This is a genomic window from Mesorhizobium sp. M0145 (assembly GCF_040322355.1).
In the GTDB taxonomy this organism is placed as follows: Bacteria; Pseudomonadota; Alphaproteobacteria; order Rhizobiales; family Rhizobiaceae; genus Mesorhizobium.
On record NZ_JAMYTK010000029.1, the window covers coordinates 26,669 to 48,863 of the forward strand.

Below are 22,195 nucleotides of genomic sequence, written 5' to 3' on the forward strand. Positions count from 1 at the left end.
GCTGGCGCTTCGGCTGGTGTGACCGATGTTTAGACTAGGGCCGTTTCCACAACCCAATCGAGGTTTTCTGAGCCCGCATGCCTGCCGAGATTCGCAAGGCCCGCGCGTCCGACGTCGATGACCTCGCCGCCATCGAAAAAGCTGTTTTCTCGAGCGACCGCATTTCTCGCCGCTCCTTTCGCCAACTGATCGAACGCGACACCGCCGAACTGCTGGTTGGCGAGAACGATGGCCACGTCGCCGGCTATGCGGTCGTGCTGTTTCGCAAGGGCAGCGGCGTCGCACGACTCTATTCGATCGCCGTCGGTCCATTTTTCGGCGGCCGTGGCGTTGGCCGCCTGCTGCTGGAAGAGGCTGAAGCCGCCGCTTTCGAGCATGGCCGCATGATGCTTCGTTTGGAAGTCCGCGAGGACAACCCGCGCGCCATCCAGATCTACGAGCAGAGCGGCTACCGCAAGATCGGTCGTGAACCGGACTACTACGAGGATGGCGCCACGGCGCTGCGCTATGAAAAGACCTTGCGCGGCGACATTCCGGTCGCCACCGAAGTGCCGTTTTATCAGCAGACTTGCGAATTCACCTGCGGACCATGCTGCCTGATGATGGCGATGGCTTACTTCGGCCCCGGCTTCGTGCCGGACCCGGTGATGGAAATCCGGCTGTGGCGTGAGGCGACGACCGTTTTCATGATGTCGGGGCCGGGCGGCTGCGAACCGTTCGGGCTGGCCGTCGCCGGTTATGAGAGCGGGCTTGCTGCTGAGATCTATGTCTCCTTCTACGGCGCGCTGTTCCTGCAGTCGGTGCGCAGCGAGGACAAGCGCCGGGTCATGGAGCTGGCGCAGGTCGACTTTCGCCGCCGCGCGGAACTTTACGGTATCCCGGTGAATTACCGTTCATTCGGGCTTGACGACATTCGCACCGCGATCGCAGAGGGAAAACTGGTGCTGGTCCTGATCAGCGGCTTCCTGATGTTCGGCAAGAAGGTTCCGCACTGGGTATTGGCCATCGGTGACGACGGCGATCATATCCTGATCCACGACCCTTGGGTCGAGGTCGAGCGGCAGGAGACGATCCTCGATGCTGCCAACATTCCCGTGCCTTACGGCATCTTCATGAACATGGCGCAATTCGGCCGCGACGGATTGCGCGCCGCCATCACTCTCGGAAAGCGCGACAGCCAATGACCTGGGTCATCCTTACCGGCCGGCAGAACGATCTCGACCAGGTGGCGACGCCGCACAAGATCATCACCAATCGCGACTACCTTGCCCATCCGGCACTGTTTCGCGGTCAGCGGCCGAAGGTCATCAACCTGTCGAACAATTATGGCTACCAGAGCCGCGGCTATTACGCGTCGCTGCTTGCCGGTTCGCGCGGCCATAAGGTCATCCCGACGGTCGAAACGATGATCGACCTGTCAGAACGCAAGCTCTATGAGCACGCGTTGCCGGAACTCGAACTCGCACTCAACAAGTGCCGCAAGGACCTGGGTGGCGCTTTTCCGCAGAAGGTCTGCATCTTCTTCGGCATCGGACCATCCAGGATCTGGGACCGCTTCGCAAAACTTCTGTTCGACTGGTTCCGTGCCCCGGCTCTCGAGCTCCACATCAGGGACAGCGCCGAATGGGCCTCGATCCGCAAGATTGGCTTCCATCCCCTGGCCAGGATGACCGAGGACGAGGAAACGCACTTTCTCCAGTGCCTGGAGACCTACACCAACCGCGAGTGGCGCGACACCAAGGGCCGCACGCCGGCGCGCTACACTTTCGCAACGCTGGTCGATCCGCATGAGGAACTGCCGCCGTCGGAGATTTCGTCGCTGCGCCACTGGGCCAAGATCGCTGAAAAGATGGGCGTCGAAATCGAGCCGATCACCAAGCGGGATCTGGCCAAGCTCGCCAACTACGACGCGCTGTTCATCCGCGAGACCACTTCGATCTCCAACCACACCTACCGCTTTGCCCGCCGCGCCCAGCAGGAAGGCATGCCGGTCATCGACGATCCGCTGTCGATGATCCGCTGCACCAACAAGGTCTATCTCAACGAGCTGATGACCTACAACAAGGTACCGGTGCCGCCGACGGTGATGATTGCCGGCACCTCGGACCTGGAAGTTGCGGCACAGACGCTGGGCTTCCCGCTGGTGCTGAAGATCCCGGACTCCTCGTTTTCGCGCGGCGTCAAGAAATGCGGCACCTTTGAAGAGTTGAAGACGCTCGCAACCGAATGGCTGGAGGATTCCGACCTCCTGATCGCGCAAAAATTCATTCCGACGGAATATGACTGGCGTGTCGGTGTCCTCGGCGGCCAGCCCTTGTTCGCCGTCCATTATCTGATGGCCAAGAAACATTGGCAGATCGTCAATCATAAGGCCAACGGCAAACCCGACCAGGGCGGCATCAAGACCTTCACCCTGAAGGAAGCACCGGCCCATGTCGTCGAGACGGCGGTGAGCGCGGCGCGCTGCATTGGCGACGGCCTCTACGGCGTCGACCTCAAGGAAACCAGGGACGGCGTCTTCGTCATCGAGGTCAACGACAACCCCAACCTCGACCACGGCTGGGAAGACTCCGGCGAAAAAGACGAGGTCTGGGTGCGGCTGACGCAGTGGTTCCTGGAGCGGCTGGACCGGCCGGGGCGATAATATCCGAACTGAGGGGAAAAAGATGCTGTTCTTCGTAACCGAGGATTTTCGCGGCTGCGACCGCAAGGAGATCTACCGCCGTTTCCGCGACCAGGGCCGCCTGAAGCCGGACGCGCTTCTCGTGCACCACAGCTGGATCGCAGCGGATATGAGCCGCTGCTTCCTGCTGGTGGAGGCCGATGACGTCACGCTCCTGCAGCGGTGGGTCATCGAATGGGCGGATCTGGTCGAATTCGAGATCGTTCCCGTGGCGACGAACAAGGATATGGTGGAGGCATTGAGCGGACATCTCTGACCCGTTGGGAACCTCCTGGTTCGCCACACCTGAATGCCGCCTTCTCCTATCAAGGAATTAACACGCGGATCGAGCGTCATCTCAAGGAGATCTAAGGCGGTTGCCCGCGCTTCCGCGAGACTGTCGCACTTAGCCGGACTGCCGGATCGTCGCGCTCGACTTCAGCAGCCGATTAATGTCCGACGCCTTTGACGGCACCCCGATCAAATAGCCCTGGGCCTCGACACAACCCTCCTTTTGCAGGAATTCAAGCTGCGCTTCGGTCTCGACACCTTCGGCGGTGACGGTGATGCCCAGCTGTGCGCCAAGCCCGATGATGGTGCGCACGATCGCCGCGGTATCGCGACTGTCGATGTCACGGGTGAAAGAGCGATCGATCTTGATCTTGTCGACGGGAAAGCGCCTGAGGTAGCCCAGCGACGAATAGCCGGTGCCGAAATCGTCCAGCGCGATGCGGACGCCCAGATCGCGTAGCTGCCTGAGTGTCTTGAGCACCAGATCGCTCTCGTCCATCAGCACGGTTTCGGTGATTTCCAGTTCAAGCCGGTTGGCCGGCACGCCCGAGAACGCCAGTGCCGAGATAACGCTGCGGGCAAAGGTACCGCTTTTGATCTGCACGGCGGAGACATTGACTGCGATGCGCCAAGCCGCCCAGCCTGCCGCGGTCGTGCAGGCTTTTCGCAGCGCCCATTCTCCAAGCGGCACGATCAGCCCGGTCTCCTCGGCGGCCGGAATGAAGTCGTCCGGCCGTACCAGGCCGCGCACCGGCGAACGCCAGCGCATCAAGGCTTCGGCACCGACGATTTCGCCGGAGGCGATGTTCATGATCGGCTGGAAATCCAGCTCGAATTCCCGGCGCGACAGCGCTGCCCTGAGATCGATTTCGAGCGCCCGGCGTGCCCGCACCATCGCGTCCATGGCTGGTTCGAAGAAGCGGTACAGGTTGCGCCCTTCGCTCTTTGCCCGATAGAGCGCCATATCGGCATTTTTCAGCAAAGTGTCGGCGTCCTTGCCGTCATTCGGAAACAGCGCGATGCCGAGACTGATGCCGACACGCATGTCGTGTCTTTTGTCGCGAAACGGCTTTCCGATGATCTCGACGATGCGTTTGGCCAGCTTTTCCGCGTCGCCCGGGCTTTTGAGATTGAACTGGATGATGACGAATTCGTCGCCGCCGAAGCGGGAGACAACGTCCGTTTCATTGCGCAGGCACCGTTGCAGCCGTTCGGCCACGCATTTCAGCAGCCAGTCGCCGGAAGGATGGCCCCAAGTGTCGTTGACCGCCTTGAAGTGATCGAGGTCGAGCGAGAATATCGCCAGCGATCCGTCTCTCGTCTCACTCAGGGCTTGGTCGAGCCGTTCGCGAAGCATCGAGCGATTGGGCAGGTTGGTCAGTGTGTCGTGGTGCGCAAGATGGGTCATGCGCTCTTCCACGCGCCTGCGCTCGGTGACGTCGTCGAACGTCGCGACCCAGCCGCCGCCGCTCATCGGCCGGCGCGCAACCAGCAGCGTTCTGCCGTCAGCGAGATGGCGATGCGTTACGTGTGTTTTCCCCGCCCGCAGGCAGGCTTCGATTTGCGAGATTTCGTTGTCGGGGTCGAGCTTTGTATAAATGCCCAGTTCCAGCAGCCGCTTGAACGCATCATGGTGACTCATGCCAAGCGGGAAGTCGGCCGGCCTGACATGATAAAGTTCCAGGAAACGTTCGTTGCGCACGATCAGCTTGCCATCCGCATCGTACATCAAAAGGCCTTGCGACATGTTGGCAAGTGCCGCGTCGAAACGGCGGTGCTGCTCCTTCAACTCCTGCTCGGCGCGCCGTTGCTCGGTGATGTCCTCGTAGATCGATACCCAACCGCCTGACGCCAGCGGCCGGTGCGAAATGTTGACGATACGCCCGTCTGCAAGCGTTTCCTCATAGGTGGAAGGTTTTGCCTGGTCGATATAGGGCTTGCGGATGGCATAGAGTTGCTCAGCGCTTTGCGAGGCGATGCCGATATCCACGCTGTGCTGGAGGATGTCGAAAAACCGGATGCCGGGCCGCACCACTTCGGCGTCGAGGCGAAAGATGCTGATGTAGTTCCTGTTGCAGATGATCATCCGTTCATCGGCATCGAACATGCACAGGCCATGCGACATGTTCTCGACCGCTGCCGAAAAACGCTCGTTCTGTTCGCGCAGCTCGTCTTCAATAGGTTGCGGCTGACCAACGCCTTTGGCCCTCCGTCGGCGGACGGACGAACCAGCCTTGATACCGGCAACGGGCATGAGGCAAGCCTATGGACCATGGTTAACCATGGCACTGTTGTCCCTGCCGGTTAATTTACCGTTTTCAGCCGGCTGGAACGGCAGTCTGGCGTCGAGACTTTTCGATCGCCGCAAAGCGTTTGAGAAAGGCATTCTGCGCCCAAGTCACCGAGCGCGGCGTGACGTCGAAGCGCTCGGCATTGAAGCCGCGCGGCCTGCCGAAGAACTCCGTCGCCTCTGCCGTCGAAAAACCCGCAAGCAGCGTTGCTTCGAAATAAGCGGCGATCTGATCCGCTCGCTTGATCTCCTTGCGCAGTCCCGCGTCGAGTTCGGCCGGCAGTGAAAAGCGCAGATGGATGGCGCGCTGCAGCCTGATCTCGCAATCCCTGTAGCTGCCGCCCATCACGGATTTGAACGGCGAGATCATGTCGCCGATGACATATTCCGGCGCGTCGTGCAGCAGCGCCGCCAACCGCGCGTCGGCGTCGGCATCCGGCATCAGCTCGCCGACAAGCGTTTCGACCAGCAGCGAATGCTGGGCGACCGAAAAGGCGTGATCGCCTCTGGTCTGGCCGTTCCAGCGTGCGACGCGGGCAAGGCCATGGGCAATATCGGAGATCTCGATGTCGAGCGGCGAGGGATCGAGCAGATCGAGCCGTCGGCCGGACAGCATGCGCTGCCAGGCGCGCGGCGGCGCCCCGGCGCGATCTGCAGCCATCAGGCGTCCTCCGCGCCGATGGCTTCCTGCGGAAAGCTGAATTTCGCCCAGGACGGGATAGCGAGCGACACGGCGACATCCTCCGCCAGGACCGGCAGGCCGGCGTCGAGCGCTGCCTTGACCCGGTCGATGCGGGCAATGGCAAGGCCTGTCCTGGCCGCGGTCGAGCCAAGCGTGCCGACCGGTCGCCCCTCCACGGTCAACTCTGCGCGCGAAGTGGGCAGGGTGCGTTCGGCCGAGACAATCAACACCCGACGCCTGGCAGTGCCGCGATGCTGCATGCGCGAGACGACCTCCTGGCCGACGTAGCAGCCTTTCTTGAAGCCGACACCGCCGATCTCGTCGAGCAGCACGTCATGCGGAAAAGCGTCGCCGAGTTGGTAGTCCGCACCGCTTTCGGCAATGCCATGGGCGATGCGAAAGGCTTGCCATGCGGCAAGGTCGCCGCCATCTGCGGTGTCATCATAGAAGCGCTTGACGGCAGTATCGACAAACCGCGCATCAGCAAACGGTGCTGATTCAAATTGCGAAATGGTTGAATCGCTTCCCCATGCGACGGCCACAACCGGCTGATCCAGCTTGGCAATTTCGACTTTGGCGCGCAATTTGTAGAGCGTCAGCCGTCGCATGAAATCATCGGCGGTCTCGGTACGGCATTCAAGTCGGAAAGCATTTTCGCCGGCGCGCGAGATCAGGAAGTCGAAAAGGATCTTGCCTTGCGGCGTTAGCAGCGCACCGGGCTTTGCTTCGCTGCTGCCGAGCACGTCGAGGTCGGTGGTCAGGATGTTCTGTAAAAAGTGCTCGGCATCCGGCCCGGACACGGAAACGAGTGCGCGATCTCTGAGCGAGGCAAAGGGCATGGTGGGAAAACGAGCCTGATCTTGCAAAACTATTGGTCATTACGTAAGCCGCTGGCACTTCCCCCGCAAGAGACCGGATCCGTATGGCCCCCATCTACGATCTCATCCTGACAGGCGGCACCGTGGTCAATCACGACGGCCAGGGTTTTCGCGACGTCGGCATCAATGGTGGGCGCATCGCTGCCATCAGCGACCTCCGCGAGGCGTCGGCCGGTGAGACGATCGACTGCCGTGGGCTGCACATCCTGCCGGGCGTCGTCGACAGCCAGGTGCATTTCCGCGAGCCGGGCCTGGAGCACAAGGAAGATCTGGAGACGGGCTCGCGGGCAGCGGTGCTCGGCGGCGTCACCGCCGTCTTCGAGATGCCGAACACCAATCCGCTGACCACCAGTGAGGCAACCCTTGCCGACAAGGTGCGGCGTGCCACCGGCCGCATGCATTGCGACTTTGCCTTCTGGGTCGGCGGGACCCGCGACAATGCAAAAGACGCTGGCGATCTCGAGCGGCTGCCAGGTGCGGCCGGCATAAAAGTTTTCATGGGCTCGTCCACCGGCGACCTGCTGGTCGAGGACGACGAAGGCGTTGCCTCGATCCTGAGGAACACACGCCGCCGCGCCGCCTTTCACTCCGAGGACGAGTTCCGGCTGCGCGAGCGGCTTGGCGAGCGCATCGCGGGCGATCCGTCCTCACATCCGGTGTGGCGCGACGAGATCGCTGCGTTGCGCTGCACCGAGCGCCTTGTGCGAATCGCGCGCCAGGTCCGCGCCCGGATCCATGTGCTGCACATCTCGACCGCCGAGGAGATAGGCTTCCTCGAACAGCACAAGGATGTCGCGACCTGCGAGGCGACGCCGCATCATCTGACGCTGAGCGCCGATGATTATGCGCAGTTGGGCACCCTGATCCAGATGAACCCGCCGGTGCGCGCCACGCGCCATCGCGACGGGGTCTGGTACGGCGTTGCGCAAGGCATCGTTGATGTGCTCGGCTCCGACCATGCGCCGCACACGCTGGCCGAGAAGGCAAAGCCTTATCCGGCGTCGCCGTCCGGCATGACCGGGGTGCAGACTTTGGTGCCGATCATGTTGGATCATGTCAACGCCGGCCGGCTGACGTTGCAGCGCTTTGTCGACCTGACCAGCCACGGCCCGCAGCGTATTTTCGGCATCGCCAGGAAAGGCCGTATTGCCGCCGGCTACGATGCCGATCTGACCATCGTCGATCTGAAGCGCCGCGAGACCATCGCCAACGCCCAGCAAGGCTCCAAGGTCGGCTGGACGCCTTATGACGGCAGGCAGGTGACCGGCTGGCCGGTCGGCACCATCGTTCGCGGCCGGCGCGTGATGTGGGAAGGCGAGATCGTCGCGCACGGCCAGGGTAGGGCGGTGGAGTTTTCCGAGGCGTTGGCGGGCTAAGCTCCCTGCCTCCATAGGGGCCAGGCTAAATCACTCAATCCCCAGCGACGAAGAACGTCCATTGTCCGGTCGGCGTGATGCCGACTCGGTAGAAGATGTACGCACCGAACTGCTTCATATCGTCATAGTCGCTGGCGGTGACGATCTTGAACAGCTCGACCCGCTGCCTGGCATCGAGCTTGTCCAGTGGCAGGGCGAAGAAATAGGGCCAGACATAGAGATCCTGCGGCGTGCCGGCATCGACATGGACAAAACCGGCATTGAGCACCTCTTCCAGGATGGCGAGGATCTCCTGGCCTTCCGTGTCGCCGGAAAGGCCTTTCAGGAAGGCGATCGGGTCGCCCTCCATGTCGCCCAGCGACAATTGGGTCATCATGTCTCCCGTGCCGATCAGCGGCCGAAGCTTTTCGATGTCGCCGCTTTTGCACGCCTCGACGATCAGATCGTGCATGCGCCTGACCGGTTCCGGCAACTTGGCGAGGTCGTAGACGACTTCGGGCACAGGCGCGTCGGGATCGACATGCGGATTGGCCACGCCGCCATCATTGGCCGGCCCTTTCGGTTCGGTTTGTTCCGGCTCGTCGGATGGCGTCGGCTGGCTGGCCGGTGGTGGCGTCGTGCCGAGCGGGCCGGGCATCGGCACGGTACTTCCAGGCGGCGACATGTCACCGTCGGGCGGCGGCGTGACCGGCGAAGGCAGGTCTTCGCGCTTGATCTCGCTGAGGGCGTGAGCGGGACTGCTCGCAAGAAACAGTGCAAGGGGAATCGTGGCGCAGGAAACAGTAAGCCAAATGCTGAGGACCAGGCCGCGCGGCTTGCCTGATATCGAAAAATTCACCGCCTGCTACTCCCTGGTTCCAGCCCATCCATGTGCCCGGACATGATGTCCGGCGGCGCGCCGTCGTCAAAGAACCGGGGTCAGTGCCGCAGTCTTTCGGGCTCGAAGGCCCCGGCAATCACCTTTTCACGCATGCGATCGAGCAGGGCAAGCGCCGAGGTCTCGCCATTGGTGCGCAGCATTTCGCCGAATGCCGTTTCGAGGGCTGCCTCGGCGATGATTTCCGGCTCGATCCCGGCCGACAATCCTTCTGCCCAGGCTTCGCTGTGGCTTTCCACGGCGGTCAGGCGCTTTTCTTCCCTGACCAGCGCGTCGATGTCGTTGACGCCATGTTCCATTGCGATTTCCACCCTTTCAAGCGGTGATCCGTTGGACAGGGATCAAGCTTGAGTTGTCCCTTTTACACGCAGGCGCAGTAAGTATTTGTAAATACGACATTTTTTTGGTCGTCTTCTACAAATTCCGTCGCGTCCAGCAAACCTGCGTCCGATCCGATTCAAACTTAGCCGATTAGGCCGGCCAAGGGGACGGAAACCTTCAGTTTGAGTTAATTTCACATTCGCGCGCTAACGTTTCGTTAACATAGTTGCAAAAGTGCAACATCAGGTTTGCACCAAGACCTCACCCGAGGCAAGCGGAGAAGTGTCGAACGCGTCCGCCGCCCACAGCGCCGGCGGTTGATGCCGGTTTGCCGGAACGGCAGCTGCCGTCGTCAGTTTCCGTAGCGCGAAGCGATGTCGCGAGACAGCGTCTCGCCTTCCTTCATGTAGCGGCTGATGGCTTCCGTCGCCGAGGCGGTGCATTGCGTATAAGTACCGCCGAACGACCGGTAGCCGCGGTTGAAGCTGGCGATGAAGCGGGCGCGCCGCTCCGGGTTCGGATTTTCCGATGCGATCAGTTTTTCCATCTCGGCTCGCCACCGATCGCCCTTCTCGCCACACAGATTACGCAGGAAATGCAGCGAGCCGAGCACTTCCGCCAGCCGCATCAGCCCGGGCTCGAACGGTGCTTCGGCGGCAATCGCCGGGCGCGCACCGACAACCACACTGACGGCGAGGCATGCGGCGAGAAACGAAGACGTGCGGCTCATGAGTCCTTGTGCTGAAACAATTTGTCGCCTGCAAGGCGATTCTCTGGCTCAGGTCCCGCCGTCTTTGTTGGGACCGAGTAGATCGTCCGCAATTTCAAACACCGCATCGGCGAGCGGCATCGCTGTCATTTCGGCCAGCGTATAGAAAGCCGCGGTCTCGGCGTCGTCGCTGGCCACCGCCTCGCCGCCAGCATAATCGGCCCCAAACACCGTCAGCCAGTAGTCGACCGGATGCCCGTCGCCGCTGCCGTCGATGTGGATTTCCCGCAGCGGCCGATAGCTGCGCGCCTGCAATCCGGTCTCTTCCAGCAATTCGCGCCGTGCTGCCTGTTCCAGCGTCTCGCCGGCTTCGACCTTGCCGCCGGGAAAGGCATGGAGGCCTTGCGAGGGCGGCCTGGCCCGCTTGACCAGCAGCACCGTGTTCTCGCGCACGACGCAGACCGAGACTGCCGGAATGATCTTGCGTGCTTCCATGGGCTTCGGATCGCTCGATTGGCATAGCCCGTTGTGGACCGGCCGTCGGCGAACAGCTTTAGCGGTTGCGAAAGGCGGGTTCCATGGCCACTTTCACATGCCACCAATTCGAGAGCTGAATTCATGTGCGGACGCTTTGCCTTGACCGCCACTCCGGACCAGACCGCCGCCTTTCTCAGCCTGGCGGAACTTGAGGAGTTTCCGGCCCGCTACAACATCGCGCCGACGCAGCCGGTGCTGATGGCGCTCGCCGGATTGCCGCAGGCGCCGGGCTCGAACCTGCCCGACCGCCGCTCGATGCTGGTGCGCTGGGGCCTGATCCCGGCCTGGGTCAAGGATACGCGTAACTTCCCGCTGCTGTTCAACGCGCGTTCTGAGGGGGCTTCGGAAAAGGCGTCGTTTCGCGCTGCCATGCGCCATCGCCGCGCCCTGGTACCGGCTTCGGGATTCTACGAATGGCACCAAACCGGTGGCAGAAGAGGGCAGCCCTATTGGGTGCGGCCAAGGCGTGGCGGGCTTGTCGCCTTCGCCGGGCTGATTGAGACCTATGCCGAGCCGGGCGGCTCGGAAATGGACACCGGCGCCATTCTGACCGCCCACGCCAATGCCGATACTGCCCATATCCACGACCGCATCCCGGTGGTGATCCATCCCGAAGATTTCGCGCGCTGGCTGGATTGCAGCACGCTCGAGCCGCGCGATGTGGCCCATCTGCTGAGACCCGCCCAGCCCGATTTCTTCGAAGCGATCCCGGTTTCCGACCTCGTCAACAAGGTCGCCAATACCGGGCCGGAGATTCAGGAGAAGGGCGTCGTCGAGCCTGAGCCTAAGAAGGTCAGGCGCCAGAAGTCCGGCGCGAACGACAGTCAGATGAATTTATTTTAGCAAAAGCTACTATTGCTGGGTGCGCCGTGAGCGCCTCAACCTTCCCGACGGCATTCTCAGGCAGCGCGCGGCGAAACGATCTTCTGCGCCGGCTTCTTCTTCTTCGCGGTGTGCAGAAGAGCTGCGACGATTGCTGCCGGGCCGATCGCCCGGTAGTGGCTGGCGAGCGCCGGTTGCTTGGCGCGGTTGGATTCTTGCTTAGGCATTGTTCTCTTCCCTGGTAACGTCTTCGTGTCTGCGTTTGCTGGCCGAATCCGACCAAATCGTGACGCTTGCTGATCTAGCCGGCGAATGTTTCATCACAGTGCCGACCTGTTTAATAAAATGTTTCAGTGGCTCAATTCCTGTGAGCCAACGATATTTTTGGCGAAGGTAGCGACTTGACGGCAACACCGGGCAAGGCGATAAAGCCGGCCATGAAAACGTCTTTCGCCATTTGTGGCATTTGCATTATCGGCTAGCCTCGCGCTGGTCCTGGACGTTTTCGCCTCATCTCCTCCCAGATTGGACAAACGCCCCGGCCAGCAGGCTGGACCCCGATTTGCGCCTCGGCGTAACCGACTCCATCCAGAGCACGATCCCAAAAGATCATGCCAAAGTAACGCACCGGGAACGCACGTATGTCTGACGCATCGAAGAGCCTGCGCCTCTACAATACGCTAACGCGGAGCAAGGACGATTTCTTCCCGATCGATCCGCGCAACGTGCGCATGTATGTCTGCGGCCCGACGGTCTACGACTTCGCCCATATCGGCAATGCGCGGCCGGTGATCGTCTTCGACGTGCTGTTCCGTTTGCTGCGCCATCTCTACGGGCAAGCGCACGTCACTTACGTGCGCAACATTACGGACGTCGACGACAAGATCAACGCCCGCGCACTGCGCGATTTCGGCGGCGAGATTGCCTCTGGCAAGCTGTCGCTGAACGAAGCGATCAGGCGGGTCACCGAAAAGACCGCCGGTCAGTTCCACAAGGACGTTGCGGCGCTCGGTTGCCTGGAACCGACGGTCGAGCCGCGCGCCACCGAGTTCGTCGAGCCCAGGCCCGACGGCAAGGTCGACATGATCTTCTTGATTCAACGCTTGATCGAACGCGGCCATGCCTATGTCGCGGCTGGAGAAGTCTTGTTCGACACCGCTTCCATGCCGGATTATGGGCAGTTGTCGAAGCGCAATCTCGATGAGCAGCAGGCCGGCGCCCGCGTCGCCGTCGATGAGCACAAGAAGAACCCGCAGGATTTCGTGCTGTGGAAATTGTCTTCGCCCGAGGAGCCGGGCTGGGACAGCCCGTGGGGCAGGGGTCGGCCGGGCTGGCACATCGAGTGCTCGGCGATGTCGGCCGCCTATCTCGGCGAGGTGTTCGATATCCATGGCGGTGGTCTCGACCTGATCTTTCCGCACCACGAGAACGAGATCGCGCAATCGCGTTGCGCCCACGGCACCGAAACGATGGCCAAGATTTGGATGCACAACGGTTTCCTGCAGGTCGAGGGCCAGAAGATGTCCAAGAGCCTGGGCAATTTCTATTCGATCACCGAATTGCTGGAGACGGATACCTTTGGCGGCCGCAAATGGCCGGGCGAGGTGCTCAGGCTGGCGATGCTGATGACGCACTATCGCGAGCCGATCGACTTTTCCGTGCGCAAGCTGGAAGAGGCGGAGAATACGCTGCGCAAATGGAAGCGGGCGGCCGATCTGGCGCCGCCGACGGCAAAGCCGGTGCCGGCGGATGTGATCGAAGCGCTGTCGGATGACCTTGCCACCTATGCCGCATTCCAGTTGCTGACGCAGTTGGCTGGTGATGCTGTTGATTTCAACGCAGGTAGCGGCAACGCAGCCGCCGAAGACAACGATGCTGCCGCTTCACTGAAGGCATCGCTTCTGTTCCTCGGCTTCGACATCGCAACAGCCAAGGTGGATGAAGACGCCATTGCCAAGGCGATCGCCAAACGCCTCGCGCTGATCGCCGCCAAGAACTGGGCCGAGGCCGACCGCATCCGCGACGAGTTGCTGACGCAAGGCATCCAGTTGAAGGACGGCAAGGACCCCGTCACCGGCGAACGCATCACCACCTGGGAGGTAAAAAGATGATCGATCATCTCGGCATCACCGTTTCGGATTTCGACGCGTCGAAGGCTTTTTACGACAGGGCGATAGCGCCGCTCGGCGCCTCGCTGCTTTACATGGTGCCGCAGGAATATACCGGCGGCGCCAAGGTCGGCGGCTACGGCCGCGACCGGCCGGTGTTTTGGCTGCATGCCGGCAAGGACAAGCCGAAGGATCATCAGCATGTCGCCTTCACCGCTCGCAGCCGCGCCGAGGTCGATGCCTTTCACGCCGCGGCGATTGCCGCCGGCGGCAAGGACAATGGCGGGCCGGGCCTGCGCCCGCACTACCATCCGAACTATTATGGCGCCTTTGTTTTCGATCCCGACGGCAACAATGTCGAGGCGGTTTGCCATGCCCCGGAGTAGTGCGCGATGAGCCTCGACAACAGACCGGTCTATACAGGCGGCTGCCAGTGCGGCGCGGTGCGCTTCCGCGTCGAAGGAGCTCTCGGTGATGCTTCCGTATGCCATTGCCGCATGTGCCAGAAGGCGAGCGGCAATTTCTACCTGCCGCTGGTCTCGGTGCGCGGCGCAAGGCTGGACTGGACGCGCGGTGAGCCCAAACGCTTCCGCTCGTCCAACGCGGCTTTGCGCGGTTTCTGCGCCGAATGCGGCACGCCGCTGACCTTCGAAGCGCCCGACGGGGTGGCCCTCGCCATCGCCACATTCGACCACCCCGAGGAGATCGCCCCGACCATCCAATGGGGTGTCGAAGCCAAGCTCCCGTACGTGGATCACGTCCACGAATTGCCAGGTGAGGAAACGATGGCCGACGTCTCGTCGGCCTCCTATCTCGCCGATCTCGTCTCCTACCAACATCCCGACCACGACACCGAACAATGGCCGCCGGAGGAAAAATCATGACCGAAACCGTTCGTACCGGCGGCTGCCAGTGCGGCGCCGTGCGCTTCCGCATCCACGGGGCGCTCGGCCGTCCGTCCATTTGTCATTGCCGCATGTGCCAGAAACAGTTCGGGTCGTTTTTCGGCGCGCTGGTGACAGTGCCGAGCGACGGCGTCGAATGGGTGCGCGAGGAGCCGAGTTACTTTCAGTCGTCGGTCAACATCGATCGCGGCTTCTGCGCCCGCTGCGGCACACCGCTGACCTACCGCCAGCCCGGCGCGCTGGAGATCGCCATCGGCGCCTTCGACGACCGTTCCGATCTGGCGCCGCAGATCCAGGTTAACTACGCCGCCAGGCTGCCTTGGGTCGAGACGATCTTCGACGCGCCGATCCATGACGACCCGGATTTCTACGCGCGACAGGAATCCATCATCTCCTTCCAGCATCCCGATCACGAGACGGCCAACTGGCCGCAGCAGGGCCTGAAATTATGAGCAGCGAATTCCGTACCCTCTATCCCGAGATCGAGGCTTTCGAGTCCGGCATGCTCGACGTTGGCGATGGCCATCAGGTCTATTGGGAGCGCTCCGGCACCAGAGGGGCCAAGCCGGCTGTCTTCCTGCATGGCGGGCCGGGCGGCACCATTTCGCCAAAGCACCGGCGGCTGTTCGATCCGAAGCTGTACGATGTCATCCTGTTCGACCAGCGCGGCTGCGGAAAATCGACGCCCAATGCCTCGCTTGAAGCCAACACCACCTGGCACCTGGTCGCCGACATCGAGCGCCTGCGAAAAATGTGCGGCTTCGACAAATGGCTGGTGTTCGGCGGTTCGTGGGGTTCGACGCTGGCGCTGGCCTATGCCGAGACCCACCCCGAGCGGGTCAGCGAACTGGTCGTGCGCGGCATCTACACGCTGACCCGCGCCGAACTCGAATGGTACTACCAGTTCGGCGTGTCGGAGATGTTCCCCGACAAGTGGGAGCGGTTTCTGGCGCCGATCCCGGAGGCCGAGCGCGGCGACATGATGGCCGCCTACCGCAAACGGCTGGTCGGCAGCGATCCTGTGGCGCAGGTCGAGGCCGCCCGCGCCTGGAGCCTGTGGGAGGGCGAGACGATCACGCTGCTGCCGGAACCGGAAACCAGCGGTCCCTTCGGCCAGGATGATTATGCCCTGGCTTTCGCCCGCATCGAGAACCACTATTTCGTCCATGCCGGCTGGCTGGAAGAGGGACAGCTGCTGCGCGATGCATGGAAGCTTAAGGATATCCCGGGTACCATCGTTCACGGCCGCTACGACATGCCGTGCCCGGCGCGCTACGCCTGGGCGCTGCACAAGGCGTGGCCGCAAGCGGATTTCCATCTGATCGAAGGCGCCGGCCACGCCTATTCGGAGCCGGGCATCCTCGACAGGCTGATCCGCGCAACGGACATGTTTGCCGGGAAATGACCATGGCTCGCGAGCGCCTTTATCTGTTCGACACCACGCTGCGCGATGGTCAGCAGACGCCGGGTGTCGACTTCTCCGTCGAGGACAAGATCGCCATCGCCAAGCTGCTCGACGAGTTCGGCATCGACTACGTCGAGGGCGGCTACCCCGGCGCCAATCCAACCGACACCGCCTTCTTTGCCGAGCGCCGCACGGCCGATGCCAAGTTCGTTGCCTTTGGCATGACCAAACGGGCAGGAGTGTCGATCTCGAACGATCCTGGGCTTGGCGCGCTGGTCCAGTCGAAGTCGGACGCCATCTGCTTCGTCGCCAAGAGTTGGGACTACCATGTCCGCGTCGCGCTCGGCTGCACCAATGAGGAGAACCTCGAGGCGATCAAGGCCTCGGTCGAGGCGGCGCTCACTGCCGGCAAGGAGGCGATGGTCGACTGCGAGCATTTCTTCGACGGCTTCAAGGCCAATCCAGATTATGCGCTGGCCTGCGCCAGGACGGCCTACGATGCCGGCGCGCGCTGGGTGGTGCTGTGCGACACCAATGGCGGCACGCAGCCCTCCGAGGTGCGCGCCATCGTCGAAAAGGTGATCGCCGCCGGCATACCGGGCGATCATCTCGGCATCCACGCCCATGACGACACCGGCCAGGCGGTGGCGAATTCGCTTGCCGCCGTGGAGGCCGGCGTGCGCCAGATCCAGGGCACGCTGAACGGCATCGGCGAGCGCTGCGGCAACGCCAACCTGATCTCGATCGTGCCGACATTGGCGTTGAAGCCGGCCTTTTCGGGCCGCTTTGCTACAGGCATTTCGGCAGAAGCGTTGACCGGTATATCGCGCCTGTCCCGCGCCTTCGACGAGTTGCTGAACCGCGCGCCCGAAGCGCAAGCGCCCTATGTCGGCGCCTCCGCTTTCGCCACCAAGGCCGGCATCCATGCCTCGGCGCTGGCCAAGGAGCCGGCGACCTACGAGCATGTGCCGCCAGAGACTGTCGGCAACCGCCGCCGCGTCATGGTTTCGGACCAAGGTGGCAAGGCCAATTTCCTCGCCGAGCTGAAGCGGCGCGGCATCGACATGCCCCGGGATGACCATCGCCTCGATGCGCTGATCGCTGTAGTCAAGGAACGTGAGGCGGAGGGCTACGCGTACGAAGGCGCCGACGCCAGCTTCGAGCTTCTGGCGCGCAAGATGCTGCATGGCCTGCCGGAATTCTTCCGCGTCACCTCGTTCCGCTGCATGGTCGAGCGCCGCTTCGACGCCAACGGCCAGCTGAAGACGGTCTCGGAGGCGATCGTGAAAGTGCTGGTCGAGGGCGAGGAGAAGATGTCGGTCGCCGAAGGCCATGGCCCGGTCAACGCGCTCGACATTGCGCTGCGCAAGGATCTCGGCAAATTCCAGAGCGAGATCGCCGACCTCGAGCTGGCCGACTTCAAGGTGCGTATCCTCAATGGCGGCACCGAGGCGATCACCCGCGTGCTGATCGAATCGCATGACGGCACCGGTGCGCGCTGGTGGACGGTCGGTGTCTCCGAAAACATCATCGACGCTTCCTTCCAGGCGTTGATGGATTCGATCGTCTACAAGCTGATGAAGAACCGCGACATGGCGGGATTGGCGGCGGCGGAGTAGCGTTGAACCATCAGCAAGACTCCATTGATCCATCAGCAATTTGCGATGGTTTTGGGCAAGCCGCTGGCGCATAGCCTTGGGCCATGACTACCCAAGCACTTCACATCGAGGCCGACACCAAAGCTCGTCGCGGCTTCCTGCTGGCGCTCGGCGCCTACCTGCTTTGGGGGCTGCTGCCCTTCTACATGAAGGCTGTCGCGCATCTGCCGCTGGCCGAAGTCATCGCCCACCGCATCGTCTGGTCGGTGCCGATCGCGGCCGCTGTCCTGGTCTGGGCTGGTCGCACTGCCGATTTCAAAGCGGCAGTTCGTTCGCCGCGCATCATTTCGATGGCGGTGCTGACGGCGGCGCTGATCTCGGTCAACTGGGGCATCTATGTCTGGGCGATCGCGGTCGACCGCACCATCGAGACCGCGCTCGGCTACTACATCAACCCGCTGGTCAGCGTCGTTGTCGGCGCTGCTCCTCGGCGAGCGGCTCGACCGCCTGCAGATCGCGGCGGTGGTGCTGGCGGCAATCGCGGTCGCGGTGCTGACCATCGACGCCGGCAAACTGCCCTGGGTGTCGCTGGTGCTAGCCTTTTCCTTTGCCGCCTATGGCTTCTTCCGCAAGACGCTGCCAATCGGCCCGAGCCAGGGCTTCCTGCTTGAAGTGCTGCTGCTGTCGGTGCCGGCACTCGGCTACATCATCTTCCTGATCGCCACAGGACAGGATCATTTCGTCTCCAGCTCGCTGAACGACACCGCCTTGCTGATCGGCTGCGGTCCGGTCACCGCCGTGCCGCTGCTGTTGTTTGCGTTCGGAGCCAGGCTGCTGCGCCTCTCCACCATCGGCATCATGCAATATATCGCGCCGACGATCGTCTTTTTGATCGCGGTGCTGATTTTCGGCGAACCCTTCGGCAGTGTTCAGGCCATAGCCTTCGGGCTGATCTGGGCGGCACTGGCGATGTACTCCTGGTCGATGTTTTCTTCGGCGCGCAAGACCGTTTCCGCATCAGCTCGAGCCGCGTAACGAAGAAAGGCGGCTGGCCGGTCTTAATGCCGGCAGCCGCGTCTTTCACGAGCGCTCAGCGCTTCGGCCCGAAGCCGGGATATGGCTGCAGCGGCACGATGGCGGCAATAGCCATCATGCCGGCCTTGACCAGCGGCAAAGTTGCAAGATGGTGGCGCACGTCGGCATCGCTGCCGGCTTCGAACATCATGCCGCTGCCGGGAATGTCGCCCCGATTCCACACCTGACGCACGGCGCCTTCGGCATAGAGCGTGCGGCGCTGCTCGGCCTCGCCAAGCAGCAGCGGCGCGAAATCGGCGTCGGTGAACTTTTCGGTGTTGCGCGCTAGAAGGGCAAAGAACTGCATCGGAATCTCCTGATGTTGGCCGTTGGAATGGCGGAAATATTCGCTTCTGCTGGCCAGACAGTCCAAGACTGATTAGGCTAAATTTGAGACCTCACGGGACTTGAGCATCGAAGCAACAATGTTCGACCTGCGCCAGCTCCGCTATTTCATCACGGTGGCCGAAACCGGCAACGTCGGGCGTGCCGCCGAATTGCTGCACATCTCGCAGTCGCCGCTCAGCCGTCAGATCATTCAGCTGGAGGAGCAGCTGGGCGTCGCACTGTTCGAGAGGGCGAGGCAGCGTGTTCATCTCAATGCCGAGGGCCGCGCTTTTCTTGCCGAGGCGCGTGCGCTGCTGGCCCATGCAAGACGGCTCGAGGAACTCGGCCGCAATCTCGCCAGCGGTACGGTCGGCCGTCTCGCCATCGGTTATGTGGAAGGTGCGGTCCATGCCGGGCTTGTCGCTCGGATGCTGCGCCAGTTTCGCCGCGACCGGCCCGAATTTCATCTTCAACTGAAGGGTCAGCGTTCCGCCGCCCAGATCGAAGCGCTGCGCGAACGATCGCTCGATCTGGGCCTCGTCTACACGCCTCCTCCTGCCGACGATCCCGACATCGCCGCCATGCTCATTATGCGCGAGCCGCTGGTTCTGGCGATGCCGGAAGGCGATCCATTGGCAGAAATCGCGGAGATACTGCCGCAGCAACTGGACGGACGCACCTGGATCACGGTGGTGCGCCAGCCTGACGACACCAACCGCAGCCAATTTCTCGCCGCCTGCGCGAAGGCGGGCTTCCTGCCCGACATTGCCTATGAGACGACCGATCCGTTGACGTCGTTGGGCCTGGTCAGCGCCGGGCTTGGGCTGGCGACGGTGCAGGCCAGCCTGCGGAGTGCCGCGCCGCCTCAGACCGTGTTTCGCGATCTGCCGTGGTTTGGACGCACCGTCTCGATCCATCTCGCCTGGCGGCGTCAGGACAAGCGTGCGGTCATCGGAGACTTGAGGAAGGCAGTAGGCAAGGAGTGAATAGTGAATAGTGAATAGACAGGCGCCGGTTTGGAAAGTCTTCTACTTCACCATTCACCATTCACCATTCACCATTCACCATTCACTCTACATCTTATCAATCACCGACTGCACGCCCTCCGTCGGTGCATCGACGGAGGATCCCGCCACCATGATAGCGGCGACGATTGCTTCCGGATCCTCGACCACCAGCGGCTTGACCCGTTGCGCCGTGTGGATGAAGCCCTCCGTTGCCATGTGGTCGAGCAACGCCAGCATCGGATCCCAGAACCCGCCGACGTTGCCGAAGACGATCGGCTTGCGGTGATGGCCGAGCTGTGCCCAAGTCATGATCTCGACGATCTCTTCGACGGTGCCGATGCCGCCGGGCAACGCCACAAAGGCGTCGGATTTCTCAAACATCCTGTGCTTGCGCTGGTGCATGTTGTCGGTGATGACGAGCTCGTCGAGCCGGTTAAGCGCGGTTTCGGTCGCCTCCCGGTTGATCAGAAAACGCGGAATTATGCCGGTTACCTTGCCACCGGCCTTTAATGCCCCTTCAGCGACGGCACCCATGATCCCTTTAGTGCCGCCGCCATAAATCAGACGCAGGCCGGACTTGGCGATCGAGCGGCCAAGCAGGTGTCCGGCCTTGATATAGGTCTCATCTCGGCCCGGGGACGAGCCGCAATAGACGCAGACAGATCGAATCGTGTTCATGTTATGATTGGTGATAGGGACTATAGGCATGGTCAAGCCCCGGGGCGGGCTTTTTCTTGTCGGCTTTGGCAAAACAGGCTAGACCGAAATTAGGTGGCTAAGGGGCAGGGAAACATGGCAATTAATCCATTGAAGGCGTTTTTGTTCGCGGCTGGCGGCTCTGTCGCAGCAGCGGGAACCGCCTATGTATCGGGCGCACTCGACCCGTATCTCAATTCTACCCGGCCTGCGGAGGTCGCGGCGCTGACGCCGCCGGCTTCGAAACCGGCCGCTCCGGCGACCGAGGGCCGGGTGCCGCCTGCGTCTGCCGCGTCCACCGATGCGGCAGCGCCCGCCGCGCCGGCCACAGCAGGTGCAATCGTGCCGACCTTCGACATCGTGCGCGTCGAAAGCAACGGCTCGATCGTCGTCGCCGGCAATGCGGCGCCCAACGCCAAGGTCGAGATTCTCAACGGTTCGGCTGTGCTCGGCTCGACGGTCGCCGGCCCTGACGGCGCCTTTGCCATTGTTCTCGACGATCCGCTGAAGCCCGGCGACTATACGATCACGCTGCGCTCTACAGCTGGCAATGTCGTGACCGCCTCGGCGCAGACCGCCGTCGTTTCGATCCCCCAGAATTCCACCGGCCAGGTGCTGGCAATGGTCGAGGAGCCGGGCAAGCCGTCCGAACTGCTCACTGTTCCGGCCCCTCAGGCGAAATCTGACGCCTCGCCGTCTGTCGGCGAACAGGCGGCCGTTCAGCCACCCGCCACGGGCACCGAATTGCCGGCTGCCGCAGCGCCGGCGCCAGCCGCCCCGGCGGCTGATGTTCCAGCAGCGTCTGCTCCTGCCGCGCCGGCCGCTGTTGAAGCCGCGCCGGCTACGGCAGCGCCCGCCACTCCCGCGGTGGAGCCGAAGATCGTCGTCGAAGCTGTCGAAATCGACGGCAACAAGATTTTCGTTGCCGGCGTCGCCGATCCCGGCCGCAAGGTGCGTGCGTATGCCAACGATATCCTGCTCGGTGACGCGAAGACCTCGCCCGACCGCCACTTCCTGGTCGAAGCGACACGCGACATCCCGGTCGGCACCTACACCATCCACGTCGATGCGCTCGATGCCGACGGCGTGACGGTGGTTGCCCGTGCGGCTGTGCCGTTCGAGCGCGAGCCTGGTGAGGCGGTTGCGGCCGTGGCGCCGGCCGAGCAGAAGCCTGCCGGGATAAAACCAGCCGAGCCGAATGCTCCGGCGACCGAAGGCGCACCGGCAACGGCCACCGAAACGCCCGCAACTGCCCCCACTCCTGCAACCGAGGCCCCGGCCGAAACGGCTGTCGCAACGCCTCCGGGCGAAACGCCCGAGACCGTGGCGCCAAAGCTCGAACATGCCGATGGCGCAGTCATCATCCGCCGCCATGACACGCTGTGGCGGATTTCGCGGCGGGTCTATGGCCAGGGCATGCGCTACTCGACCATCTATCTCGCCAACCAGGACCAGATCAGCAATCCGAACCGAATCTGGCCGGGGCAGGTGTTCAAGGTGCCGGAGAAATCGAAGGAAGGCGAGCCCGCCGATCTCAAGGCAATGGGCGACCAGATGACGACGGCGCCAGTCAAGGCCGAATAGCCGTTCTGCCCATCAGGATAGCTTGCGGCAGGGCCAGTCATCGTTT

23 protein-coding genes and 1 pseudogene are annotated in these 22,195 nt (G+C 62.5%); 14 read left to right on the forward strand and 10 right to left on the reverse strand.

Annotation, left to right across the window (positions count from 1 at the left end; all coding sequences use genetic code 11):
• Positions 1-77: 77 nt before the first annotated feature.
• Genes NKJ28_RS28265 through NKJ28_RS28275 form a run of 3 tightly spaced genes read left to right on the forward strand, consistent with a single transcriptional unit; the run spans position 78 to position 2,939 of the window.
• Complete coding sequence (locus NKJ28_RS28265; RefSeq protein ID WP_352637868.1) at positions 78-1,184, forward strand: peptidase C39 family protein; 1,107 nt, start codon at positions 78-80, stop codon at positions 1,182-1,184.
• Positions 1,181-2,644: a RimK family ATP-grasp domain-containing protein gene (locus tag NKJ28_RS28270; RefSeq protein ID WP_352448993.1), complete on the forward strand. Its 1,464-nt coding sequence runs from the start codon at positions 1,181-1,183 to the stop codon at positions 2,642-2,644. Before NKJ28_RS28265 ends, NKJ28_RS28270 begins: the two co-directional genes overlap by 4 nt.
• Positions 2,645-2,666: 22 nt before the next feature.
• Positions 2,667-2,939, forward strand: coding sequence for a DUF3303 domain-containing protein (locus NKJ28_RS28275; protein ID WP_023719871.1), 273 nt, complete (start codon positions 2,667-2,669; stop codon positions 2,937-2,939).
• Positions 2,940-3,068: 129 nt separating this feature from the next.
• Here the strand turns inward: NKJ28_RS28275 and NKJ28_RS28280 are convergent, their stop codons facing one another.
• The 3 genes from NKJ28_RS28280 to ygfZ form a co-directional block, all read right to left on the reverse strand.
• Entirely contained in the window at positions 3,069-5,207 is a 2,139-nt protein-coding gene (locus tag NKJ28_RS28280; protein ID WP_352637870.1) for a putative bifunctional diguanylate cyclase/phosphodiesterase, read from the reverse strand.
• Positions 5,208-5,271: 64 nt separating this feature from the next.
• The gene (locus tag NKJ28_RS28285) at positions 5,272-5,904 is read right to left on the reverse strand and encodes an HD domain-containing protein (RefSeq protein WP_023677753.1); all 633 of its coding nucleotides are present in this window, start codon (positions 5,902-5,904) and stop codon (positions 5,272-5,274) included.
• Complete coding sequence (ygfZ, locus tag NKJ28_RS28290) at positions 5,904-6,764, reverse strand: CAF17-like 4Fe-4S cluster assembly/insertion protein YgfZ (protein WP_023677752.1); 861 nt, start codon at positions 6,762-6,764, stop codon at positions 5,904-5,906. Before ygfZ ends, NKJ28_RS28285 begins: the two co-directional genes overlap by 1 nt.
• A gap of 83 nt (positions 6,765-6,847) precedes the next feature.
• On the opposite strand from ygfZ, the gene NKJ28_RS28295 reads away from it, so the two are divergent.
• Entirely contained in the window at positions 6,848-8,179 is a 1,332-nt protein-coding gene (locus tag NKJ28_RS28295) for a dihydroorotase (protein WP_352637872.1), read from the forward strand.
• Positions 8,180-8,213: 34 nt separating this feature from the next.
• Here NKJ28_RS28295 and NKJ28_RS28300 read toward each other — a convergent pair whose 3' ends face one another.
• The 4 genes from NKJ28_RS28300 to NKJ28_RS28315 form a co-directional block, all read right to left on the reverse strand.
• Positions 8,214-9,017: a hypothetical protein gene (locus NKJ28_RS28300; RefSeq protein WP_352637873.1), complete on the reverse strand. Its 804-nt coding sequence runs from the start codon at positions 9,015-9,017 to the stop codon at positions 8,214-8,216.
• Positions 9,018-9,097: 80 nt separating this feature from the next.
• Positions 9,098-9,355, reverse strand: a complete 258-nt coding sequence (locus tag NKJ28_RS28305; RefSeq protein ID WP_023677749.1) for a hypothetical protein — start codon at positions 9,353-9,355, stop codon at positions 9,098-9,100.
• 374 nt (positions 9,356-9,729) lie between these two features.
• The gene (locus tag NKJ28_RS28310) at positions 9,730-10,107 is read right to left on the reverse strand and encodes a TIGR02301 family protein (protein ID WP_023677748.1); all 378 of its coding nucleotides are present in this window, start codon (positions 10,105-10,107) and stop codon (positions 9,730-9,732) included.
• A 48-nt stretch (positions 10,108-10,155) separates the two neighbouring features.
• Positions 10,156-10,581 (reverse strand): NUDIX hydrolase, encoded by a 426-nt coding sequence (locus NKJ28_RS28315; protein ID WP_023677747.1) that lies wholly within the window; start codon positions 10,579-10,581, stop codon positions 10,156-10,158.
• A gap of 123 nt (positions 10,582-10,704) precedes the next feature.
• On the opposite strand from NKJ28_RS28315, the gene NKJ28_RS28320 reads away from it, so the two are divergent.
• A complete protein-coding gene (locus NKJ28_RS28320; protein ID WP_023677746.1) occupies positions 10,705-11,466 on the forward strand; it encodes an SOS response-associated peptidase in 762 nt (253 codons plus the stop codon).
• 56 nt (positions 11,467-11,522) lie between these two features.
• Here the strand turns inward: NKJ28_RS28320 and NKJ28_RS28325 are convergent, their stop codons facing one another.
• Positions 11,523-11,672 (reverse strand): hypothetical protein, encoded by a 150-nt coding sequence (locus tag NKJ28_RS28325; protein ID WP_023677745.1) that lies wholly within the window; start codon positions 11,670-11,672, stop codon positions 11,523-11,525.
• Positions 11,673-12,086: 414 nt separating this feature from the next.
• Between NKJ28_RS28325 and cysS the strand changes: the two genes are divergently transcribed.
• The 7 genes and pseudogenes from cysS (at position 12,087) to rarD (ending at position 18,496) form a co-directional block, all read left to right on the forward strand.
• Positions 12,087-13,556: a cysteine--tRNA ligase gene (gene cysS / locus NKJ28_RS28330; protein WP_352637875.1), complete on the forward strand. Its 1,470-nt coding sequence runs from the start codon at positions 12,087-12,089 to the stop codon at positions 13,554-13,556.
• The gene (locus tag NKJ28_RS28335) at positions 13,553-13,939 is read left to right on the forward strand and encodes a VOC family protein (RefSeq protein ID WP_023677743.1); all 387 of its coding nucleotides are present in this window, start codon (positions 13,553-13,555) and stop codon (positions 13,937-13,939) included. The genes cysS and NKJ28_RS28335 overlap by 4 nt, the downstream gene beginning before the upstream one ends.
• Before the next feature lie 6 nt (positions 13,940-13,945).
• Entirely contained in the window at positions 13,946-14,437 is a 492-nt protein-coding gene (locus tag NKJ28_RS28340) for a GFA family protein (RefSeq protein ID WP_023677742.1), read from the forward strand.
• Complete coding sequence (locus NKJ28_RS28345; protein ID WP_352448982.1) at positions 14,434-14,910, forward strand: GFA family protein; 477 nt, start codon at positions 14,434-14,436, stop codon at positions 14,908-14,910. The genes NKJ28_RS28340 and NKJ28_RS28345 overlap by 4 nt, the downstream gene beginning before the upstream one ends.
• The gene (gene pip / locus NKJ28_RS28350; RefSeq protein WP_023677740.1) at positions 14,907-15,863 is read left to right on the forward strand and encodes a prolyl aminopeptidase; all 957 of its coding nucleotides are present in this window, start codon (positions 14,907-14,909) and stop codon (positions 15,861-15,863) included. The genes NKJ28_RS28345 and pip overlap by 4 nt, the downstream gene beginning before the upstream one ends.
• Positions 15,860-17,482 (forward strand): citramalate synthase, encoded by a 1,623-nt coding sequence (gene cimA / locus NKJ28_RS28355; RefSeq protein ID WP_198023571.1) that lies wholly within the window; start codon positions 15,860-15,862, stop codon positions 17,480-17,482. The genes pip and cimA overlap by 4 nt, the downstream gene beginning before the upstream one ends.
• A gap of 83 nt (positions 17,483-17,565) precedes the next feature.
• Positions 17,566-18,496 (forward strand): annotated as a pseudogene (gene rarD, locus NKJ28_RS28360) (EamA family transporter RarD).
• Between the two features lie 55 nt (positions 18,497-18,551).
• Here rarD and NKJ28_RS28365 read toward each other — a convergent pair.
• Positions 18,552-18,842: a muconolactone Delta-isomerase family protein gene (locus NKJ28_RS28365; RefSeq protein ID WP_352637876.1), complete on the reverse strand. Its 291-nt coding sequence runs from the start codon at positions 18,840-18,842 to the stop codon at positions 18,552-18,554.
• Positions 18,843-18,942: 100 nt separating this feature from the next.
• Between NKJ28_RS28365 and NKJ28_RS28370 the strand changes: the two genes are divergently transcribed.
• A complete protein-coding gene (locus NKJ28_RS28370) occupies positions 18,943-19,848 on the forward strand; it encodes a LysR substrate-binding domain-containing protein (protein WP_352637878.1) in 906 nt (301 codons plus the stop codon).
• Positions 19,849-19,935: 87 nt separating this feature from the next.
• On the opposite strand, the gene NKJ28_RS28375 is transcribed toward NKJ28_RS28370, so the two are convergent.
• Positions 19,936-20,547 carry an LOG family protein gene (locus tag NKJ28_RS28375; protein ID WP_023677735.1) on the reverse strand — a complete coding sequence of 204 codons (612 nt, stop codon included), beginning with the start codon at positions 20,545-20,547 and terminating at the stop codon, positions 19,936-19,938.
• A gap of 114 nt (positions 20,548-20,661) precedes the next feature.
• On the opposite strand from NKJ28_RS28375, the gene NKJ28_RS28380 reads away from it, so the two are divergent.
• Entirely contained in the window at positions 20,662-22,149 is a 1,488-nt protein-coding gene (locus NKJ28_RS28380) for a LysM peptidoglycan-binding domain-containing protein (protein WP_352637879.1), read from the forward strand.
• The last annotated feature ends 46 nt before the right edge of the window (positions 22,150-22,195 follow it).

Bases quoted from the DNA above. Each gene is read 5' to 3' on its own strand.
- NKJ28_RS28380 (WP_352637879.1), top strand. From the start codon at position 20,662: ATGGCAATTAATCCATTGAAGGCGTTTTTGTTCGCGGCTGGCGGCTCT.
- cimA (WP_198023571.1), top strand. From the start codon at position 15,860: ATGACCATGGCTCGCGAGCGCCTTTATCTGTTCGACACCACGCTGCGC.
- NKJ28_RS28295 (WP_352637872.1), top strand. From the start codon at position 6,848: ATGGCCCCCATCTACGATCTCATCCTGACAGGCGGCACCGTGGTCAAT.
- NKJ28_RS28275 (WP_023719871.1), top strand. From the start codon at position 2,667: ATGCTGTTCTTCGTAACCGAGGATTTTCGCGGCTGCGACCGCAAGGAG.
- NKJ28_RS28325 (WP_023677745.1), bottom strand. From the start codon at position 11,672: ATGCCTAAGCAAGAATCCAACCGCGCCAAGCAACCGGCGCTCGCCAGC.
- NKJ28_RS28335 (WP_023677743.1), top strand. From the start codon at position 13,553: ATGATCGATCATCTCGGCATCACCGTTTCGGATTTCGACGCGTCGAAG.
- cysS (WP_352637875.1), top strand. From the start codon at position 12,087: ATGTCTGACGCATCGAAGAGCCTGCGCCTCTACAATACGCTAACGCGG.
- ygfZ (WP_023677752.1), bottom strand. From the start codon at position 6,764: ATGCCCTTTGCCTCGCTCAGAGATCGCGCACTCGTTTCCGTGTCCGGG.
- NKJ28_RS28375 (WP_023677735.1), bottom strand. From the start codon at position 20,547: ATGAACACGATTCGATCTGTCTGCGTCTATTGCGGCTCGTCCCCGGGC.
- NKJ28_RS28265 (WP_352637868.1), top strand. From the start codon at position 78: ATGCCTGCCGAGATTCGCAAGGCCCGCGCGTCCGACGTCGATGACCTC.
- NKJ28_RS28320 (WP_023677746.1), top strand. From the start codon at position 10,705: ATGTGCGGACGCTTTGCCTTGACCGCCACTCCGGACCAGACCGCCGCC.
- NKJ28_RS28310 (WP_023677748.1), bottom strand. From the start codon at position 10,107: ATGAGCCGCACGTCTTCGTTTCTCGCCGCATGCCTCGCCGTCAGTGTG.
- NKJ28_RS28315 (WP_023677747.1), bottom strand. From the start codon at position 10,581: ATGGAAGCACGCAAGATCATTCCGGCAGTCTCGGTCTGCGTCGTGCGC.
- NKJ28_RS28285 (WP_023677753.1), bottom strand. From the start codon at position 5,904: ATGGCTGCAGATCGCGCCGGGGCGCCGCCGCGCGCCTGGCAGCGCATG.
- NKJ28_RS28305 (WP_023677749.1), bottom strand. From the start codon at position 9,355: ATGGAACATGGCGTCAACGACATCGACGCGCTGGTCAGGGAAGAAAAG.
- NKJ28_RS28280 (WP_352637870.1), bottom strand. From the start codon at position 5,207: ATGCCCGTTGCCGGTATCAAGGCTGGTTCGTCCGTCCGCCGACGGAGG.
- NKJ28_RS28365 (WP_352637876.1), bottom strand. From the start codon at position 18,842: ATGCAGTTCTTTGCCCTTCTAGCGCGCAACACCGAAAAGTTCACCGAC.
- pip (WP_023677740.1), top strand. From the start codon at position 14,907: ATGAGCAGCGAATTCCGTACCCTCTATCCCGAGATCGAGGCTTTCGAG.
- NKJ28_RS28340 (WP_023677742.1), top strand. From the start codon at position 13,946: ATGAGCCTCGACAACAGACCGGTCTATACAGGCGGCTGCCAGTGCGGC.
- NKJ28_RS28270 (WP_352448993.1), top strand. From the start codon at position 1,181: ATGACCTGGGTCATCCTTACCGGCCGGCAGAACGATCTCGACCAGGTG.
- NKJ28_RS28345 (WP_352448982.1), top strand. From the start codon at position 14,434: ATGACCGAAACCGTTCGTACCGGCGGCTGCCAGTGCGGCGCCGTGCGC.